The organism is Sphaerisporangium corydalis, from assembly GCF_025506355.1.
Lineage (GTDB): Bacteria > Actinomycetota > Actinomycetes > Streptosporangiales > Streptosporangiaceae > Sphaerisporangium > Sphaerisporangium corydalis.
Map to the genome: position 1 here is coordinate 1 of NZ_JANZYP010000105.1, position 19,885 is coordinate 19,885.

A 19,885-nucleotide genomic window follows, 5' to 3' on the forward strand; every position below is an offset into this window, starting at 1 on the left:
CCCGGCGGCCCACCCCGCTTCCACCCCGACACCCCGGAACCGACCGTCCTGGTGGAATCGAGCCTGACGGCCGGTTCGCTGAAGCCGTTGCCCGAGGTGAGCCAGGACCGGCTGGCGTACATCATCTACACCTCCGGTTCGACCGGCCGCCCCAAGGGGGTGGAGGTGCCGCACCGGGGCGTGGTGAACCTCGTGACCGACGTCGCCAGGGAACAGGGCGGCGGTGACGTGCTCCTGCTGACCTCCCTGTCCTTCGACATCGCGGCGCTGGAGATCTTCACGCCGCTGCTCACCGGCGGCACCCTCGTGGTCGCGCCCGACGAGGCGGTCAAAACCCCCAAAGAGGTCCGCGTGGCCGCCGAGCAGGCCGACCTCGTCCAGCTCACCCCCTCGGTCGCCGAGATGCTCCTCGGCGAGCTGCCGCACGGCCTGCCCAGGATCATCTGCGGCGGCGAGCCCCTTCCCGCCGACCTCGCGCGCAGGCTCCTCGACATCACTCCGGGCCTGTGGAACTTCTACGGGCCGACGGAGACGACGGTGTGGTCGACCCGGATGAGGATCACCCGCGAGACCGGGCCGGTCGGCATCGGCACCCCCGTGGCCAACACGCAGGTGTACGTCGTGGACCGCGACCTGCGCCCGGTCCCTCCGGGAGTCGCGGGTGAACTGCTGATCGGCGGCGACGGCGTGGCCCGCGGCTACCACGGGCGCCCGGCCCTGACGGCCGAGCGTTTCGTCCCCGACCCGTTCGGGGTCCCCGGTGGTCGTCTGTACCGGACGGGCGACCTGGTCCGGTGGCGTACCGGCGACGTCCTGGAGTTCCTGGGGCGCCTGGACGACCAGGTGAAGGTCCGGGGTGTCCGGATCGAACCCGACGAGGTGGCGGCCGTACTGGGCGAACATCTGTCGGTGCGCCGCGCGGCGGTCATGGTCCGCGACGACGCCCCAGGCGGCCGCGGCCTGGTCGCCTACATCACCTGGACCCCCCCAGACACCCACGACCACGCGGAGGTGGTGGCGAGGTTGCGGGAGCATCTGCGGCCGCGGGTCACCGACGCGATGATCCCGGTCGCGTTCGTCCTCATGGACGACTTCCCGGTGCTGCCCAGCGGGAAGCTCGACCGCGCCGCCCTGCCGCCACCGGCCGAGGGCCACGCGCCCTCGTCCGTTCCCCCTCGCACGCCGATGGAGGAGACCCTCGCCGCCGTCTGGTGCGAGCTGCTCGGACGTGAGCGCGTGGGCGTGACCGACGACTTCTTCGTGCTCGGCGGGCACTCCCTCCTCGTCGTCAACCTGATCGGGCGGATCGCGGAGGAGTTCGGCGTCGAACTGCCCCTGAGGCGCTGCTTCGACGCGACCACGGTCGAGGAGCAGGCCCTGGCCGTACTGGAAGCGGGCCTGACGGACGCCGGCCTGCTCGACCTGCTTGCGGAGGAGGAACAGTGAGCGACGTCGACAAGGTGCGCGAGAAACTGGCCCGCCTCACCCCCGAACAACGCGCCAAACTGGAATCCCGCTTGACCCGGCCCCCCACTACATCCGCCGCTCCCGACCCCTTGCCCCCATCCCCGGTCGCGGTGCCGCCGATTCCGCGACGGCCGGATCAGGACGCGCCGGCGCCGCTGTCGGACGCCCAGCGGCGGCTGTGGATCGTCGACCGGCTCGACCCGGGCAACCCCGCCTACACGCTGTCCTGGGCCTACCGTGTCAACGGCGACCTGGACGGCCAGGCCCTCGCGGCGGCCTTCGACGCCCTGGTGGACCGCCACCCCATCCTGCGCGCCGTGATCACCGTCCACGACGGCGAGCCCTCCCAGCAACCAGGCCCCCTCCGCCCGACGCTGCTACGTTCAAGCCTCTCGACCCCGCCCCACCCGGCTACGCCGACGACCCCGGACCTGGCTCCATCGCCTGCTACCGAGGCGGCAGCGGTGTCGATCGCGTCGGAGGAGGCGCGACACCGTTTCGACCTGACCACCGGCCCACTGGCCCGCGCCCGCCTCGTACGCCTGTCCACCACCTCACACCTGCTGACCCTCACCCTGCACCACATCATCGCCGACCGCTGGACCGTGTCCATCCTCCTCGAAGACCTCCTGAACCTATACAAAACCCAAACCTCCGCAGGACACCTCGAGTCGGTAGCGATGTTCGGGAAGGCTGCCGACCGGCCTGATTATGCGGATTACGTGGTCTGGGAGCGGGGGCGACGGGATTGGGCGGGGGGTTTGGGGTATTGGCGGGGGGTTCTTGAGGGGTTGCCTGAGGTGCTCGATCTTCCGGCGGATCGGGCGCGGCCGCCGGTCAGGACCGGGGCGGGGGAGCGGATCCTGTTCCACCTGGATCCGCACCTGACCGGCGAGCTGCGGCAGGTGGCCGGGCGGGAACACGCCAGCCTCTTCATGGCCCTGACGGCCGGCTTGCAGGTGCTTCTCGCGAGGTACACCGGCCAGACCGACATCCCGGTGGGCACACCGATGTCGTCCCGCCCGCACCCCTCGCTCGACCGCACCGCCGGCCTGTTCCTGAACACGATCGTGCTGCGCGGGGACCTCGCCGGTGACCCGAGCTTCGCCGAGCTGCTCCGGCGGACCCGCGAACGCGTCCTATCGGCCATCGAGCACAAGGACCTGCCTTTCGAGACGCTCGTTGACGAGCTCGTCAGCGGGCGCGACCTGTCCCGCACCCCGCTGTTTCAGGTGATGCTCGCCTTCCAGAACACCCCCGCGCTGCCGGAGGACGGGCACGGGCTCACGCTGGAGCGCCTCGACATCCGCCCGGGGACCTCGATGTTCGACATGGACCTCATCGTCGAGGAACGCGCCGACGGGGCACTGCTGTGCGTCCTCGACTACGCGACCGACATGTTCGACCACGACCGGATGGAACGCCTGGCCGGCCACCTGCGCACCCTGCTCACGGGCGCGGCGGCCGACCCGGAGCTGCCGCTGTCGGCGCTGCCCCTCATGGACGACGACGAGCTGGACCGTACGCTTCGCGGCCTGAACGCCACCGCCGCCGCCTACCCGGACCGCCCGCTGCACGAACTGGTCGCCGAGCAGGCCGCGCGAACTCCCGCGCAGGTCGCGGTCGAGGGCCCGGACGGGTCGTCGCTCTCCTACGCCGAGCTCGAATCGCGCGCCGACCAGCTGGCCCTGCGGCTGGCCCGGCTCGGCGTGGGGCGTGAGACCCGGGTGGGGATCTGCCTGCCGCGCGATCCGGACCTTGTCGTGGCGCTGCTCGCGGTGCTGAAGGCCGGCGGGTGCTACGTGCCGCTGGACCCCGACTACCCTGCCGACCGCCTGGGTCACATCGTCGGCGACTCGGGGACGGCCCTCGTGCTCACCGTAGGCGACCTGGCCGACCGCCTCCCCGAACCCCGCCCCCCGATCCTCACCCTGGACAACCCCGACCCCGGAGCCGCTCCCGCCTCCAGACCTGGAGCCGCCCTCGTCGGGCTCGATCAGGCGGCCTATCTCATCTACACCTCCGGCTCGACCGGTCGCCCGAAGGGTGTCGTGGTCCCGCATCGCGGCGCCGTCAGCCTGCTGTGGGACGTGCGGCGGAGCCCTGGCCTGGCGCCGGGCGATCGCGTCCTCTTCCTGACCTCCCTGTCCTTCGACATCGCGATGGTGGAGGTGTTCGGGCCGCTGGTCACCGGGGGCACGGTCGTGGTCGCGTCCGCCTCCGACCCCGGGCGCGTGCGTGACCTGGTCGAGGAGGGGCGGCTGAGCACCGTCCAAGCCACGCCATCGGTGCTGGAGGCGCTGCTGCCCGCCCTCGCCACCTCCGTACCGAAGATCATCAGCACCGGGGAGGCGTTGCCGCAGCCGCTCGCCGCCCGGCTCCTGGAGGTGACCGGGGAGCTGTGGGACCTGTACGGGCCGACGGAGACGACGGTGTGGTCGACGCGCCGCCGCGTTCGGCCGGGCTCGGTGGGGATCGGGTCCCCGGTGGCCAACACACAGGTGTACGTGGTGGATCGCGCCCTTCGTCCGGTTCCCGTCGGGGTGGCGGGGGAGTTGCTGGTCGGTGGGGTTGGCGTGGCCCGCGGCTATCACGGGCGTCCGGGTCTGACGGCCGAGCGTTTCGTCCCCGACCCGTTCGGGGTTCCCGGTGGGCGGTTGTACCGGACGGGCGACCTGGTGCGGTGGCGTGCAGGTGGCGTCCTGGAGTTCCTGGGGCGGCTGGACGACCAGGTGAAGGTCCGGGGGGTGCGGATCGAACCGGACGAGGTGGCGGCCGTACTGGGCGAACATCCGTCGGTGCGCCGCGCGGTCGTCATGGTCCGCGACGACGCCCCAGGCGGCCGCGGCCTGGTCGCTTACATCGACTGGACCGGCCCCGGGCGGTCCAGCGGGGAGGAGGTGGCGGCGCTTCTGCGTGCTCATGCGCGGGCCCGCCTCCCGGAGGCCATGGTCCCCGCGGCGTACGTGGTGGTGGCCGGCTTCCCCACGCTGCCGAGTGGAAAGCTCGACCGCGCGGCCCTGCCCGCCCCGGCGCACGAGGACCCCGCACGCCGGCCGCACATCGCCCCCCGCACCCCCGAGGAGCGGGCCCTGCACGCCCTCTGGACAGAACTACTCGACGGCGCCCGCACCGGGCGGGGTGGAGTTCGGATCGGGGTGGATGACGACTTCTTCGGGTTGGGTGGGCACTCACTGCTCGCGATGCGCCTGGTGACACGGCTTCGTGAGGTGTACGGGGTGACCGTCCCATTGCGCCGTTGCTTCGAGACACCGACCATCGCGGGCCTCGCGCCGCTGCTCGCCGGGCGGGCCGTCCCCTCAGGCGCCGGGACGATCCCGCCCGCGGGCGAAGGCCCGGTGCCGCCCTCGCACGCCCAGGTCCGCCTGTGGTTCATGGACCGGCTCGACCCCGGAAACCCCGTGTACAACGTGGCCTGGGGTGAGCGGCTGGTCGGCGCGCTGGACGTGGAGGCGCTGGCCGCCGCGTTCGACGCCCTGGTGGACCGGCACGAGGTCCTGCGCTCGGTGATCCTCGACGAGGACGGTGAGCCACTGCTGGCCGAGGGCCCCCACCGGCCGAAACTGGAAACGCGAGACCTGTCCGCAACGCCCGAGGCGATGCCTGGGGCGGTGTCCGGGGTTGGTTCCGGGGTTGTGCGGGCGGCGGTGGAGGAGGTTGCGCGGGGGGAGGCGCGGTATCGGTTCGATCTTGCCGAAGGGCCCCTGATCCGGGCGGTGCTGGTGCGGACCGGGCCGGAGGAACACCACCTTCTGCTCACCTTGCACCACGTCATCACCGACCGTTGGTCGCTGTCGATCCTGCTCCGTGACCTGATGGAGCTGTACCGGGCGCGGATCCACGGCGACCGCGCCCGGCTGCCCGAGCTGACCGTGGGATTCCGGGACTTCGCCGCCTGGCGGCGTGACCGGGGGGACGACGGCGCCGCCCTGGAGTACTGGAAGCGGGCACTCGCCGGGCTCCCCGACACCCTGGACCTGCCCGCCGACCGGCACCGGCCGGGTCGTCCCAGCTTCGAGGGACGACGGCTCACGTTCGTCATCGGCGCGGAGACGGTCGCCTCGGTCCACGAGTTCGCCCGCGCGCGGCGGTCCACGCCGTTCGCCGTGCTGCTCGCCGCCCTTCAGGGAGTCCTGGCCCGCTACACCGGCCGTACCGACATCCCCGTCGGCACACCTGTCTCCGCGCGCGACCATCCGGCGGTGGAGGAGATCGCCGGGCTGTTCCTGAACACCCTGGTGCTCCGGGGCGACGTCTCCGGCGACCCCGGTTTCGCCGAACTGTTGCGCCGCACCCAGGAACGGGTCCTCGACGCGCACGACCACGCAGGTCTGCCGTTCGAGGTCCTGGTCGAGGAGCTCGCCGACACGCGCAGCCTGGCGCGCAACCCGCTGTTCCAGGTGATGTTCGCCTACCAGAACGTCCCGCCGTCACCGCCGGAGGTGGCGGGGCTGGCGCTGCGGACGCTGGACGTCGATCCGGGCGTCGCCCAGGTCGATCTGCACCTGGTGGTCGAGGAGGCCGGGGACCGGTTGATCGGTGTGCTGCACTATGCGACCGACATGTTCGACCACGACCGGATGGAGCGCTTCGCCGACCATTACCGCGCGTTCCTCGCGAGTGCGGTCGCCGCGCCGGACGCCCCGGTGTCCGGCATCCCCCTGCTCACGGCCCGCGAACTCGAGATCATCCAGACCGCCAACGCCACCGGCCCCCCAGCGACCACCTGGTCCGGGGAGACCCTGCACGGCATGGTGGCCCGGCAGGTCGCGCTGACGCCGGACGCTCAGGCGCTCGGGTACGAGAGCGCCGGTGGTGGACGCGCCTGGTTCACGTACGCCGAGTTCGCCGCCAGGGTGGACGACCTGGCGCGCAGGTTGCGCGCGCTGGGTGTGCGGCAGGACCAGGTGGTCGGTGTGTGCCTGGAACGTGGCGCCGACCTGGTCATCGCCGTGCACGCCGTGCTGGCCGCCGGCGGCGCCTACCTGCCGCTGGAGCCGGGCCACCCGGCCACGCGGCTGGCCTTCATGGCGGCCGAGGCCGGGGCGCGGCTGGTGATCGCGACACCGGACACGCAGGCACCCCTCCCCGCCGACCTGCCCCGCCTCCTGCTGGACGGCACCCCCGCCGACCTGCCCCGCCTCCTCCTGGACGGCACCCCCACCGGGGGTCTGGCCGAGGTCGAGGGGGAGGGAGAGGGAGAGGGGGAGGCCGCGGAGGTGGCGCCGGACGCGTTGGCGTATGTCATCTTCACCTCGGGGTCCACCGGCCGGCCGAAGGGCGTCGGTGTGTCCCATCGGGCGATCGTCAACCGGTTGCGCTGGATGCAGGAGACGTTCGGTCTCGGCCCCGGTGACCGCGTGCTGCACAAGACGCCCTTCTCGTTCGACGTGTCGGTGTGGGAGCTGTTCTGGCCGCTGACGGCCGGCGCGGGGCTCGTGGTGGCACGGCCGGGCGGGCACGCCGACCCCGCCTACCTGGCCGGGCTTGTCGAGGCCGAGTCGGTCACCACCCTGCATTTCGTGCCGTCGCTGCTGGACGCCTTCCTCGACGAGCCCGGCGCCGGCGCGCGCCTCGGCGGGGTGCGGACCGTGGTCTGCTCAGGCGAGGCGCTGCCGCCCGAGCTGGCCGCGCGGCTCCTGCGCGAGGCCCCCTCCGCCGGGTTGCACAACCTGTACGGCCCGACCGAGGCGGCCGTGGACGTGTCCTGGCACGCCTGCGTGCCGGGGGAACGCGTGGTCCCGATCGGGCGGCCGATCACCGGCACCCGGCTGGAGGTCCTGGACGCCAGGATGAACCGGGTCCCGATCGGGGTGCCCGGGCGGCTGTGGATCGGCGGCGTGCAGCTCGCGCGGGGGTACGTGAACAGGCCGGGCCTGACCGCCGAGCGTTTCGTCGCCGACCCCCTCGGCCCGCCGGGGGCGCGCCTGTACGACACCGGGGACCTGGCCCGGTGGCGGGCGGACGGCGAGATCGAGTACCTCGGCCGCACCGACTTCCAGGTGAAGATCCGCGGGATGCGGGTCGAGCTCGGCGAGATCGAGGCGGCGATCGGGGAGCTGCCCGGCGTGCGGGCGGCGGCGGTGCGCGCCGTCGAGGACGGCGCGGGCCTGCGCCTGGCCGCGTACGTGGTCCCCGAGAGACCCCACGACGAGGAGCCCGGCGGGGCGGGCGGAAGGCGGCCCGGCGTGGCTTCCGCCCTTCCGGTGGACGCGGTGCCACGCGAGGCGCCGGTGCCGGGGGTGTCGCCGGATGTGGTGCCTGATGAGTGGCGGGAGGCGCTGGCGGAGCGGTTGCCGGGGCATATGGTGCCCGCGAGCTGGGTGCTGCTCGACGAGCTGCCGGTCACGGGCAGCGGGAAGCTCGACCGCCGGGCCCTGCCGCTGCCGCGGGCCGACGACCAGGCCGTGCACGAGGACCCGAGAGGACCCGCGGAGGTGGCCGTCGCCGAGGCGTGGCGCGCCGTGCTGGCCCTCGACCGCGTCTCGGCGCACGACAACTTCTTCGCCGCCGGCGGCGACTCCATCCGCAGCCTGAAGGTGGTGGCGCGGCTGCGCAAGGAGGGCTACGCCGTCCGGCTGGAGCAGATCTTCCTGCACCAGACCGTACGCGAGCTGGCCGGGCGGCTGCGGCCCGAGGAAGGCGCGACCGGGCCGGAGGAGGAGCGGAACGTCGCGGCCTTCGGCCTGCTGAACCCGGACGACATGGCCCGACTGCTCGGAGGTGAGGTGCGATGACGGTCACGGCCGGTACCGCGCGTGAACTCGAGGACGCCTATCCGCTCGCCGCGCTCCAGGCCGGCATGCTGTACCACAGCGCGTACGAACCGGACGCGCCGACCTACCACGACCTGACGACCATCACGCTGCGCGGCCGGTTCGACCACGCCGCCTTCGCGGCGGCGCTCGCCGAGGTGACCGCCAGGCACCCCGTGCTGCGCACCTCCTTCGACCTCACCGGGTTCAGCGAGCCGGTGCAGCTCGTGCACCGGTCCGCCGTCCTGCCCCTGGAGGTCACCGACCTCACGCGCCTCACCGCCGGCGCCGAGGTGGACGACCGGCTGCGGGAATGGTCGGAGCGGGAGAAGGCGCGACCGTTCGACTGGGCCTCCCCGCCGCTCGCGCGCGCCCACGTCCACCTGTTACCGGGAGGGTCGTTCGCGTTCAGCCTCGGTTTCCACCACGCGATCCTCGACGGGTGGAGCGTGGCGGCCCTCACCACCGAGCTGTTCCGCCGGTACGCCGCCCATCTGGCCGGCATCCCGCTCCCGGTGGAGGCCCCCGGCGCGGCGTTCCGCGACCTGGTGGCCCGCGAGCGCGCCGCGGTCGCATCGCGGGAGGCCAAGGAGTTCTGGGCCGCCCAGGTGGCCGGTGCCCCCGACACCCGGATCCCCCGTACGGCCGATCACCAGGCCGAGGGGGTGCGCGCCGTCGACGTCCTGGCCGTGCCCGTGGAGGCCGGCGTGCTGGAGGGCCTGCGCGGCGTGGCGCGGTCGCTCCGCGTGCCGCTGCGTACGGTGCTGCTGGCCGCGCACGTCCGGGTGCTGGCCCTGCTCACCGGCCGGGCGGAGGTGATGACCGGCCTGGTCGCGCACGGCCGCCCCGAGAGCGAGTCGGGGGAGGAGGTCCTCGGGCTGTTCCTCAACACCGTGCCGCTGCGCGTCGCCACCGACACGCCCACGTGGGCGGCGCTGGTGCGGCGGGTGTTCGACGCGGAGGTCGCGCTGCTGCCGCACCGCAACTACCCGCTGTTCGAGATCCGCCGGGCGAGCGGGCGGGCGACCCTGCTGGACGTGCTCTTCGACTTCCGCGACTTCCACGTCTACCGGGGCATGCCGGAGGCCGGGGGGATCGAGATCCTCGGCCAGGAGTTCTTCGAGCAGACCGACCTGCCGCTCACCGTCAGCTTCGGCCGCAGCAGGGACCACGGCGGGTTCGACCTGTCGCTCTCCTACGACCGCGCGCAGTTCCCGGCCGAGCAGATGGAGCGGATCCACGCCCACTACCGGACGGCGCTGCGCGAGCTGGCCGCCGCCCCGGACGCCGACCCCCGGCCGTCGGCCCCGTACCTGGCCGCCGACGGGGAGGCGATCGCCCGGTGGAACGCCACCGCGCGGCCGTACGACGTCGCGCCCCTGCACGAGCTGATCGCCGCGCAGGCGGCCCGCACGCCGGACGCGCCCGCCGTCGGCTACGAGGGCGCCTGGCTGACCTACCGGGAACTCCTGGCGCGGGCCAGGGGCGTGACGTCGGCGCTGGTGGAAGCGGGTACGCGCCCGGGCGACGTGGTCGGCGTCCACCTGCCGCGCGGGCCGGAGCTGCTGCCGGCCCTGCTCGGTGTGCTCGGCGCGGGCGCGGCGTACCTGCCGCTGGAACCCGGGCTGCCCCCCGAGCGGCTCACGTACATGATCGGCGAGGCGCGGGCGCGCACGGTGCTGGTCACCGGGGAGACCGCGGCCCAGGTGCCGGACGGCGTCGCGCTCCTGATCGGCACCCCCGCGGCCGAACCCGCCCCACCGGACGGCGGGACCACCGCGGTGCCGCCGTACGGAGCGGACGCGCGGGTCCCGCTCGACGCGCTGGCGTACGTGATCTTCACGTCCGGGTCGACGGGCCGGCCGAAGGGTGTGGGCGTCTCCCACCGGGCCATCGTGAACCGCCTGCTGTGGATGCAGGACACGTTCGGGCTGACCGGCGAGGACCGGGTCGTGCACAAGACGCCCATCGGGTTCGACGTGTCGGTGTGGGAGCTGTTCTGGCCGCTCCTCGCCGGCGCCGGGCTCGTGGTGGCCCGCCCCGAGGAGCACAAGGACAGCGCCTACCTGGTCGCGCTCATCGCCAGGGAACGCGTCACCACCGCGCATTTCGTCCCCTCCATGCTGGAGGTCTTCCTGGAGGAGCCCTTCCTGCGGCCCCAGGCGATGCGCCGGGTGATCTGCTCGGGCGAGGCCTTGCCCGCCGAACTCGCCGAACGGTTCCAGCGGCGGCTGAGGGGCGTCGGGCTGCACAACCTGTACGGCCCCACCGAGGCGGCCGTGGACGTGTCCTGGCACGCGTGCGCGCCCGGCGAGGGCACCGTCCCCATCGGGCGGCCCGTCGCCAACACCCGGCTGGAGATCCTGGACGCCGCCGGCGAGCGGGTGCCCGTCGGGACGCCGGGAGAGCTGTGCATCGGCGGCGCCCAGCTCGCCCGAGGCTACGTCGGCCGCCCCGCGCTGACCGCCGAACGGTTCGTCCCCGACCCCTACGGCCCGGCGGGCGCGCGGCTCTACCGCACCGGCGACGTGGCCCGGTGGCGGGTGGACGGCGAGATCGAGTACCTCGGCCGCACCGACTTCCAGGTGAAGATCCGCGGCCAGCGGGTCGAGCTGGGGGAGATCGAGGCGGTGCTGGCCGCCCAGCCCGAGGTCAGGTCGGCGGCGGTGACGCTCAAGGGCGGCACCCTGGCCGCCTACCTGGTGTTCCACGAGCCCGGCGGTGAGGCGGACCTGTCGGCGCGGCTCCGCTCCCGGCTGCCCGGCCACATGGTGCCGTCCGCCTGGGTGCGCCTCGACGCCCTCCCGGTCACCGCCAACGGCAAGCTCGACCGGGCCGCCCTGCCCGACCCGGGGCAGACCGGCCGGGCCCCGTACCTGCCGCCGCGCGACCCGTTCGAGGCGCGCCTCGCGACCCTGTGGGAGGAGACCCTCGGGCTGGACGCCATCGGCGTCCACGACGACTTCTTCGCCCTCGGCGGCCACTCCCTGCTGGCACTCAGGCTGGCGATGAAGCTGCGCAAGGAGCTGGACCGGGAGGTCCCGCTGTCGATGGTGCTCACCGCGCCGACGGTCGCGTTGCTCGCCGCCGAGCTGCGGCGCCCGGCGGACAGCGACGGCGCCGAGCAGCGCATTGTGCCGCTGCGCCCGGGCGGCGACCGCGTCCCGATCTTCCTGTCGCACGCCCTCGGCGGCCAGGTCTTCCGGTACCTGCCGCTGTCCCGCCGGCTCGGCGCCGACCAGCCGGTGCACGCCATCCAGGCCAGCGGGCTGGCCCCGGGCGAGGAACCGCACGCCACGATGGACGAGATGGTGGACGACTACGTGGCCCACCTGCTCAAGGCGCGCCCGCAGGGCCCGTACGTGCTCGGCGGGTACTGCATCGGCGGCAACATCGCCCTGGAGATGGCACGGCGGCTGCGCGAGAGCGGGCAGGAGGTCCCGCTCGTCGTGCTGTTCTACTCCGACGCCGACGAGCCGGTGATCCGCGCCTCGCTCCAGGACGACGCGGTCCTGCTGATGCACGCGCTGGCCGGCGGCCCGGTGGAGATCGACCTGGACGAGCTGCGGCGGATGGACCCCGACGAACGGCTGCTCGCCGTCGTGGAGGCCGCCGCCAAGGCCGACCGGCTGCAGCCCGACGCCGCCGACCTGCGGCAGGCGCGCCGCTTCGTCGACGTCTTCCGCGCCAACGCCCACGCCGTGGGCGACTACCGGCACGCCCCCTACGACGGCGACGTGCTGCTGTTCTCGCCGGCCAGGGAGGGCGCGGAGCCGGACCACATGGGATGGCGGTCGGTCGTCACCGGGCGGCTGCGCATCTCGCCCATCCTCGGGGAGCGCTTCACCGTCATGTATGAGCCCCTGGTCGCCGACGCGGCCGCCGAGCTGAGAAGGTGCATGGATCATGGCGTCACCCACGACTGAACGGGCGCGGCCGGACACCCTGTGGAGGGATCAGGACTTCCTCAAACTCTGGGCCGGCCAGAGCCTGTCGCTCGTCGGCACGCAGGTCACCGTCCTGGCGATGCCGATCGTGGCGTTCCTGCTGCTGAACGCCTCGGTCGCCGAGATGGGCCTGCTCGGCGCGCTCGCCAGGCTGCCGATGGTGCTGTTCCTGGTCGTCGGGGTCTGGGTCGACCGCATGCGCCGCCGCCCGGTGCTCATCGTGAGCGACGTGGCCCGCGCCGTCATGCTCGGCACGGTGCCGCTGCTGTTCGTCATGGACATGCTGACGCTGTGGTGGCTCTACGTCGTGGTGTTCGCCATGGGGATCTTCGGCGTGCTGTTCGAGATCGCCTACCGGTCGTATCTGCCCGGCCTGGTGGCGCCCGAGCACCTCGGCGACGGCAACAGCAAGCTGCAGCTCAGCGACTCGGTGGCCAAGGCCGTGGGGCCGAGCCTCGCCGGGGTGCTGGTGGCCGCGCGGTCCGCGCCGCTGGTCATCCTCATCGACACGGTGACCTACGTCGTCTCGGCCGTGTCCCTGCTGCTCATCCGCAAGCCCGAGGACCGGCCGCAGGTGGACGAGGGCGGCGGCTCGATGCTCCAGGCCATCGGGCAGGGCCTGCGGTGGGTGATGGGGCAGCCCATGATCCGCCCCCTGGCCATCGCGAGCGCCGTGTACTCGTTCTTCGACATCGGCATCCTGCAGACGCTCTACTTCCCGTTCCTGGTCCAGGACGTCCACGTGCCCGCCGCCTGGGTCGGCGGCGTGCTGGCCGTGGGCGGCGTGGGGGCGATCGGCGGTGCCTGGCTGGCGGTCCGCTTCATGAAGGGCGTCGGGCCCGGCCCGACGATGCTGTGGTCCACGGTCATCGGGAACAGCTCGCTGCTGCTGGTGCCGCTGGCCGGCGGGCCGCTGTGGCTCGCGGTGGCCATGCTCGCGGTCTCCCAGCTCGTCGTCGGGCTCACCACGCAGATCTTCGTCGTCAACAACATCACCGTGCTGCAGTCGGCCACGCCGCGCGAGATGGTCGGCCGGGTCATCGCCACCATCTGGGCCATGGGCCTGGTGCCGGCGCCGCTCGGCGCCCTGGTGGCGGGCCTGGTCGGCGAGGCCGTGGGCATGCGGCCCGTCGTCCTGGTGGCCGCGCTCATCGGGGCGCTCGTCCCGATGGCGGTGCTGGCGATGTCCCCGATCCCCAAGCTCCGCGAAGTGCCGGAAGCGCCCCTGGCGAGCTGACCGGCCCACCTGCGACCCGGTCCGCGCGAGGGTGGCGGACCGGGTCACCCTCAGCCCGGACCGGGCGTCCTCCCGGGCCGGGCGTCCTCGGTCCGGCCCGGTCGTCCTCTAGCCGGGCAGCGAAGAGTTGAGCTCGGCGAGCAGGCCGAGCTGTTCGGAGCGGTCGTCCACCGTGGGGGCGTTCAGCCCGGCGATCAGCGTGGTGGCGCCCGCGTCGCGGTAGGCGGCCAGCCGTTCACGCACCCGCGCGGGCGTGCCGCACAGGGTCAGGGTGTCCACGAGGGGGTCGGGCAGCTCCTCCATGGCCTCGCCCAGGCCGCCCTCCAGGTAGGCGTCCTGCACCCGGGCCGCCGCGTCGGCGTACCCGAGCCGGTGCGCCAGCCGGTTGTAGAAGTTCACCTTCCTGGTCCCCATGCCGCCGAGGTAGAGCGCGAGCATGGGGCGCACCAGGTCGCGCGCGTAGTCCGCGTCGTCGTCCACCATGGCCATCACCATGGGCGAGACGGCGATCGAGGACACCTGGCGCCCGGCCTTGGCGGCGCCCTCGCGGAGCAGCGGCAGCGACTCGGCGAGGTGCTCGGGGGGGAAGTGGATCGGCAGCCACCCGTCGGCGATCTCCCCGGCGAGGGTGATGGCCTTGGGGCCCATGGCGGCCAGGTGGACGGGCAGCGGCTTGCGCACCGGCTCCACCGCCAGGGTCAGCTCCTTGCCCCGGCCGCCGGGCAGCGGCAGCACCAGCGTCGGCCCCTCGTGACGCACCGGCTTTCCCGCCAGGGCGGTGCGCACGACCTGGACGTAGTCGCGCAGGTGGGCCAGCGGGCGCTCGTAGCGGTGCCCGTGCCAGCCCTCGGCCACCTGCGGTCCCGAGGTGCCGAGGCCCAGCAGGAACCGCCCGTTGGACAGCCGGTCGATCGTGGCGGCGGCCATGGCGGCGGCGATGGCGGTACGCCCGGAGATCTGCAGGATCCCGGTGCCGAGCCCGATCCGCTCGGTCCCGCCGGCCAGCCAGGCGAGCGTGGTCGCCGGGTCGGCACCGTAGCCCTCGGAGGCCCACACGGACGCGTAGCCCAGCCGTTCCGCCTCCTGGACCAGCTTCATCTGGTCGCCGGGCGTGGCCGCCACGGGTCCAAGGGTGCCGATGCTGAAACCCAGCCGCACGATCGCCTCCTCGGGGGATGGAACACCTTGATCGCAATCATCCCCCGGGGGCGGCCGTCCGGGACAGCCCTCACCTGGGTGATCAGGTGCCCACGGACGGCGACCCGACGCCCGCTCAGGCGCCTGCCCGGGCGGCGATCCCGCTGACCACCGAGGGGTCCGACGTACGCTCAGGTGCCCACCCGGGCGGCGATCTCGCCGACCACCGAGGCCAGCAGGTCGATGTCGGTCTCGGTGGTGCGCCAGTTCACGATGGCCGGGCGCAGGGCGGTCATGCCCCGGTAGGTGGTGGTCCCGGCGAACACGCGGCCGTCGGCGAGCAGTTCCACGCCGATCCGCCGGTTCAGCTCGTTCAGCTCCTCCTCGGGGACGCCGGGCGGCCGGTAGCGGAAGCAGACCACGCAGAGCCGCACCGGGGCGAGCAGCTCCAGGTCAGGGGCCTGTTCGACGATCCCGCCGAGCCGCAGGGCCAGGTCGTGGTGGCGCTCGGCCATCTCCCGGTACCCCGACCTGCCGTACGCACGCAGGGTCGCCCAGATGGGCAGTGCCCGCGCGCGGCGGGAGGATTCCGGGCCGAGGAAGTTGTAGTTGATGTTCGGGTCGTCCGCCGAGGGCAGGTACGGCGCGCCCCACGCGCCGAACGTCCGGCCGGGCAGCGCCGGGTCACGGACGAACGCGAACCCGCTCTCGTAGGGGACGTTGAGCCACTTGTGCCCGTCGGCGGCCACCGAGTGCGCCCGTTCGACCCCCGCCACCAGGTGCGACAGGCGCGGCGTGGTCGCCGCGAACAGCCCGAACGCCCCGTCCACGTGCAGCCAGGCGCCGTGCCGCTCGGCCAGCGTGGCCAGCTCGTCCAGGGGGTCGAAGTCGCCGGTGTTCACCTCGCCCGCGTTCCCGACGATCACCGCGGGCCCGGCGATCTCGCCGAGCGCCCGGTCCATGGCCGCCACGTCCACCCGCCCGGCGTCGTCGCGGGACAGGACGCGCACGGCGTCCCGGCCGCAGCCGAGCACCTGGAGGGCCTTGCGGCTGCTCGGGTGGATGTAGCCGCCGGAGAGCACCGGCATCCTCGGCAGCCCCGCGAGGCCGTCGGCCGCCACGTCGGCGCCGTGCCGCTCGCCCCACCACTGCCGGGCGCACGCCAGCCCGGTGAGGTTGGCGAAGGTCGCGCTGGGGGTGAGCACGCCGCCGTAGGACCGAGGCAGCCCGAACAGGTCCTTCAGCCACCGCAGCACGACGGTCTCGGCCCGGCTCGCGAGCGGAGAGGTCAGCCACAGCCCGGTGGCCTGGTCCAGCAGTGAGGTCACCCAGTCGCCGGCCTGGGCCGCGGGGGTCGAGCCGCCGACGATGAAGTGGAAGAACCTCGGTCCCGAGGAGTGCGTGGCCGCCCCGACGCCGACGCGGAGCAGCTGGGCGACGCTGTCCAGGGTCCCCGCGCCGTCCTCGGAGAGCTCGCCGTCGAGCAGGTCGAGCAGCCCGCCGGCGTCGTGGTCGTGGACGGGGAGATCGGGCAGGGAGCCGAGGTAGGGCCCGGCGGCCTCGGCCACCATCCCCAGCGCGGCGGCGGCCGTGTCCCGCTCGTTCAAAGGATCACTCATCCCTCAGGAGAACACGCCCGCCCGGCCCCCGCCAGCCCCTTCCCGTGCCGGCGCCGCGGGGGCCGGTTCCGGATCTCCTGCCGGAGACCGCCCGGCCCGCCCCTCGCTGAATGGATCTTGGCTTCGAACGGCGGCAACGCGGAGAGTAACCGAAATCACCGTGGGTAGTTGATCAGTGATCACTGCTCGTGGTGGCCGGTGGCTGCGCCCCGGCCACGGCGGCCGAATGAGAGGGACGCGATGTCCATCCGCCCCACACCCAGGAGCCATACCGCCAGGTGGCGCGGAGGCCTGGTCGTACTGGGAGTTCTGCTGCTGTCCGGGAACCTGACCATGCTCGCCCCTGGCGTGCGGGCCGGCACGCCGGAGCGGTCCGGGCCGCCGCCGGCGGGACCCCCGCCACCCAAGATCATTCCCGGCCAGTACATCGTGAAGGTGCGGCCGACCGGCCAGGTCGGCCAGTTGCTCACCCAGGCCGGGATAGAACCGATCTTCGTCTACTCCAGGGTCCTCAACGGTTTCGCCGCACGCCTCACCGGCCGGCAGATCATCAATCTGCTGAGAACCTCTGACGTCTACTCCATCGAGGAGGACGGCGCCATCCAGGAGCTCGAACGGTCGCTGCCGCCGGAGGCGGCGGGCGGCACCGGTCACGCCGTGCCGCCCGCGCGGGCCGTGCCGACCTCCTCGTGGGGGCTGGACCGGATCGACCAGTCGGCCCTGCCACTCGACGGGGCCTACAACGTCGCCCACGACGGCACCGGGGTCACCGCCTACATGCTCGGCAGCGGGATCGACCCCGCCCATCCCGAGTTCGCGGGCCGCCTGATTCCCGGCGTCACCACGGTCAACGACGGCCACGGCACCTCCGACTGCCTTGGACGGGGCACCATGGTCGCCGGCATCGTCGGCGGCGCGACCTGGGGAGTGGCCCGCAACGTCCACCTCTCACCGGTACGCGTCGTGGACTGCGACGGCCGAGGCTCCTATTCCGGGCTCATCGCCGGAATGGACTGGGTCGCCTCCCACGCCAGGCGCCCCGCCGTCGTCAACATCTCCGTCGGCGGAGCCAGATCCTTCGCCGTGAACAACGCCGCCAACACGCTGGCCGGATTGGGGGTGTTCATCGCCGCGGCCGCGGGCGACTACGCCGGCGACGCCTGCGACGTCTCACCCGCCGCCGCACTCAACGTGCTGGCCGTGGCGGCGTCCACGTCGGAGGACATCCCGGCCCCCGGCAGCGACACCGGACGCTGCGTCGGCCTGTACGCGCCCGGCTCCGGCGTGGTCTCGGCCGCCAAGGGCGGGGGCACCGAACGCGCGAGCGGCACCGCCTACGCCGCCCCCTACGTCACCGGAGCGGCCGCGTTGTTCATGCAGACCCACCGTGACGCGCTTCCGTACATCGTCAACCGCTGGCTGACGGGCAACGCGACGTTCGGTGCCCTCCGTGACGTCCCCGCCGGCACCATCAACAAACTGCTCTTCACCGACGGCCTCTAGGGTCCGGGGAGCGATGTCGACCAGGTGTTCCATCATCGGGGGAGTAATGAACCGCACAGCGAAGAGATCGGGATGTCTTGCCGTGCTGGTCGGCCTGGCGTTCGTGTTCACCCCACCATGCGCGAACGCCGGAGGCGGGGAGACCTCCGTCCCGAGCGCGGAACCGCCGCCGGGGGCGCCGCACCGCTGGGTCACCCTTGGACTGCGCAACGGCAGCATCCTCTGGCCGCCGACCAAGATCGCGCTACTGGAGTGCGCCCCGATCGGCGGCACCCACCCGCACCCCCGGGAGGCCTGCGCCGTCCTGTCCAAGGTGCGTGGGGACCTGAGCCTGCTGAAGCCGCCACCTGACCTGATCTGCCCGGGGAACTACGAGCCGATCTCGGCCTGGTCGGCCGGAGAGTGGGACGGCAAGCTCGTCAGCGGGCTCCGGGTCTACGGCAACTTCTGTGAGCTGGACAACATCCTCGGAGTGGTGATCAGGTTCTGACCCGCCGATCCCGAGGGCCGTTCGGGGGAGGACACCGGTCAGAGGCCGTTGGTGTAGAGCAGTCTGTTGGGGGTGCCGTTGGGGACGCCGCGCAGGGTGGTGGTGGCGTGGTCGGTGAGCCAGTGGCTGATGACGGCGGAGGTGGCGTCGCCGCTGGCCTGCTTGAGCAGGGCGGCGACGCCGGTGACGAAGGGGGTGGCGTAGGCGGTGCCGCTGGCGCGTGCGGTGCCGCCGCCGCTGGCGGCGGAGGTGATGTCGGTGCCGGGGGCGAACAGGTTGACGCAGGGCCCGGTGTCGGTGGTCGGGGTGGGGGTGTCGGCGCGGGTGGTGGCGGCGACGGTGAGGGCGCCGGGGGCGGAGGCGGGTGAGATGTCGCACGCGTCCCCGGTGTGGTCGCCGGCGGCCGCGGAGATGAAGATCTTGAGGCTGCTGAGCTCGTTGGTGGCGTCGTCGAGCGCGGGGGACTTGGCGCCGCCGATGGAGATGTTGGCCACGGCGGGGTGCTTGGCGTTGACGGCGATCCAGTCCAGTGCGGCGATGAACCCCGAGTAGGTGCCGTGGCCGTCGCATCCGATGACGCGGACGGGCGCCAGGTGGATGTTGCGGGCGACCCCCCAGGTGGTGCCGCCGGCGATGCCGGCGACGAAGGTGCCCTGGCCCAGGCAGTCGCTGGTGCCCTTGCCGTCGTTGATGGCGCTGTAGCCGGGGATCAGGCGGCCGGTGAATTCGGGGTGGGCGGGGTCGATGCCGGTGCCGATCATGTAGGCGGTGACCCCGGTGCCGTCGTGGACGGGGCGGTAGGTGCCGCTGAGGGGCAGGGTCCGCTGGTCGATGCGGTCCAGTCCCCAGGAGGCGGCGCCGCTGGGCGTGCTGAGGCGTGGGGTGGCGGGTTCGCCGGCGGGCGCGAGAAGCGGGGTGGGCAGCTCGATGAGGCCGTCTTGCTCGATGGAGGCGACGTCGGGCTCGCGCAGGATCCTGGTGACCTGCTGGGGCGTCATGGGGGCGGCGAAGCCGCTGGCGACCTTGGTGTACAGGTAGGTGGGGCGCAGGCCGGCCTGGGCGATGATCTGGGTGGGGTTTCCTGTGGGCCGCAGGCGGACGATGAACCGGCCGGGGATGGGCCGGGCGGGCGGGGGGCCGATGCGCGGGACCGGTGGGACGGTGGGGCGGGGAGCGGCGGCGTGCGCGGCCGGGGTGAGGACGTGCGCGGCCGTGGTGGGGGCGTGCGCGCCTCGCGTGGGGGCATGGGCGCTCCGTGTGGGGGCATGGGCGGCCGGAGCCTGGGCATGGGCGCCCGGGGCGGGGGCCGGCAGGTGGGCGAGCAGGAGCAGGACCCCGGGTATGACCAGGCCTCCGCGCGGTCTGGCGATGTGGGTGCGGGTTGTGGGGCGGATGGTCATCGCGTCCCTCTCGTTCGGCCGCTGTGGCCGGGGCGCGGCCGCCGGCCCTCACGTACAGTGATCACTGGTCCATTACCCGTGGTGATCGCGGTTACTCTCCGTGGTGTCACTGTCCGGCGTCAAGATCCGCCCGCTGGGCGGTCCCGGGTTCCGCCGTACCCGCCCGGAGGCCGTCATGGGTTTCACAGGCCGTTGGTGTAGAGGAGCCGGTCGGGGGTGTCGGCGGGGACGGCGGTGAGGGTGGTGGTGGCGTTGTCGACGAGCCAGTTCTGGAGGGTGGCGGTGGGGGTGTCGCCGTGGGCTTGTTTG

The 19,885-nt window shown here is 73.3% G+C and carries 9 protein-coding genes; 6 read left to right on the top strand and 3 right to left on the bottom strand.

Going from position 1 to position 19,885, the window contains the following annotated elements; all coding sequences use genetic code 11:
* The 4 genes from NYZ98_RS39775 to NYZ98_RS39790 form a co-directional block, all read left to right on the top strand.
* The coding region (locus NYZ98_RS39775) for a non-ribosomal peptide synthetase (RefSeq protein ID WP_262850460.1) at positions 1-1,446 on the top strand (1,446 nt) is incomplete at its 5' end.
* Entirely contained in the window at positions 1,443-8,225 is a 6,783-nt protein-coding gene (locus tag NYZ98_RS39780) for a non-ribosomal peptide synthetase (protein WP_262850462.1), read from the top strand. The genes NYZ98_RS39775 and NYZ98_RS39780, both read left to right, overlap by 4 nt.
* Positions 8,222-12,169 (top strand): amino acid adenylation domain-containing protein, encoded by a 3,948-nt coding sequence (locus tag NYZ98_RS39785; RefSeq protein ID WP_262850464.1) that lies wholly within the window; start codon positions 8,222-8,224, stop codon positions 12,167-12,169. Before NYZ98_RS39780 ends, NYZ98_RS39785 begins: the two co-directional genes overlap by 4 nt.
* Positions 12,150-13,427 carry an MFS transporter gene (locus tag NYZ98_RS39790; protein WP_262850466.1) on the top strand — a complete coding sequence of 426 codons (1,278 nt, stop codon included), beginning with the start codon at positions 12,150-12,152 and terminating at the stop codon, positions 13,425-13,427. The genes NYZ98_RS39785 and NYZ98_RS39790 overlap by 20 nt, the downstream gene beginning before the upstream one ends.
* Before the next feature lie 108 nt (positions 13,428-13,535).
* Here NYZ98_RS39790 and NYZ98_RS39795 read toward each other — a convergent pair whose 3' ends face one another.
* A complete protein-coding gene (locus NYZ98_RS39795) occupies positions 13,536-14,585 on the bottom strand; it encodes an LLM class flavin-dependent oxidoreductase (RefSeq protein WP_262850468.1) in 1,050 nt (349 codons plus the stop codon).
* Between the two features lie 170 nt (positions 14,586-14,755).
* Positions 14,756-16,183, bottom strand: a complete 1,428-nt coding sequence (locus NYZ98_RS39800; RefSeq protein WP_262850469.1) for a pyridoxal phosphate-dependent decarboxylase family protein — start codon at positions 16,181-16,183, stop codon at positions 14,756-14,758.
* A gap of 240 nt (positions 16,184-16,423) precedes the next feature.
* Between NYZ98_RS39800 and NYZ98_RS39805 the strand changes: the two genes are divergently transcribed.
* Positions 16,424-17,686 carry a S8 family peptidase gene (locus tag NYZ98_RS39805; RefSeq protein ID WP_262850471.1) on the top strand — a complete coding sequence of 421 codons (1,263 nt, stop codon included), beginning with the start codon at positions 16,424-16,426 and terminating at the stop codon, positions 17,684-17,686.
* A 46-nt stretch (positions 17,687-17,732) separates the two neighbouring features.
* Positions 17,733-18,176, top strand: coding sequence for an SSI family serine proteinase inhibitor (locus NYZ98_RS39810; protein WP_262850473.1), 444 nt, complete (start codon positions 17,733-17,735; stop codon positions 18,174-18,176).
* A 38-nt stretch (positions 18,177-18,214) separates the two neighbouring features.
* Here the strand turns inward: NYZ98_RS39810 and NYZ98_RS39815 are convergent, their stop codons facing one another.
* Positions 18,215-19,576, bottom strand: coding sequence for a S8 family peptidase (locus NYZ98_RS39815; protein WP_262850475.1), 1,362 nt, complete (start codon positions 19,574-19,576; stop codon positions 18,215-18,217).
* Between the last annotated feature and the right edge of the window lie 309 nt (positions 19,577-19,885).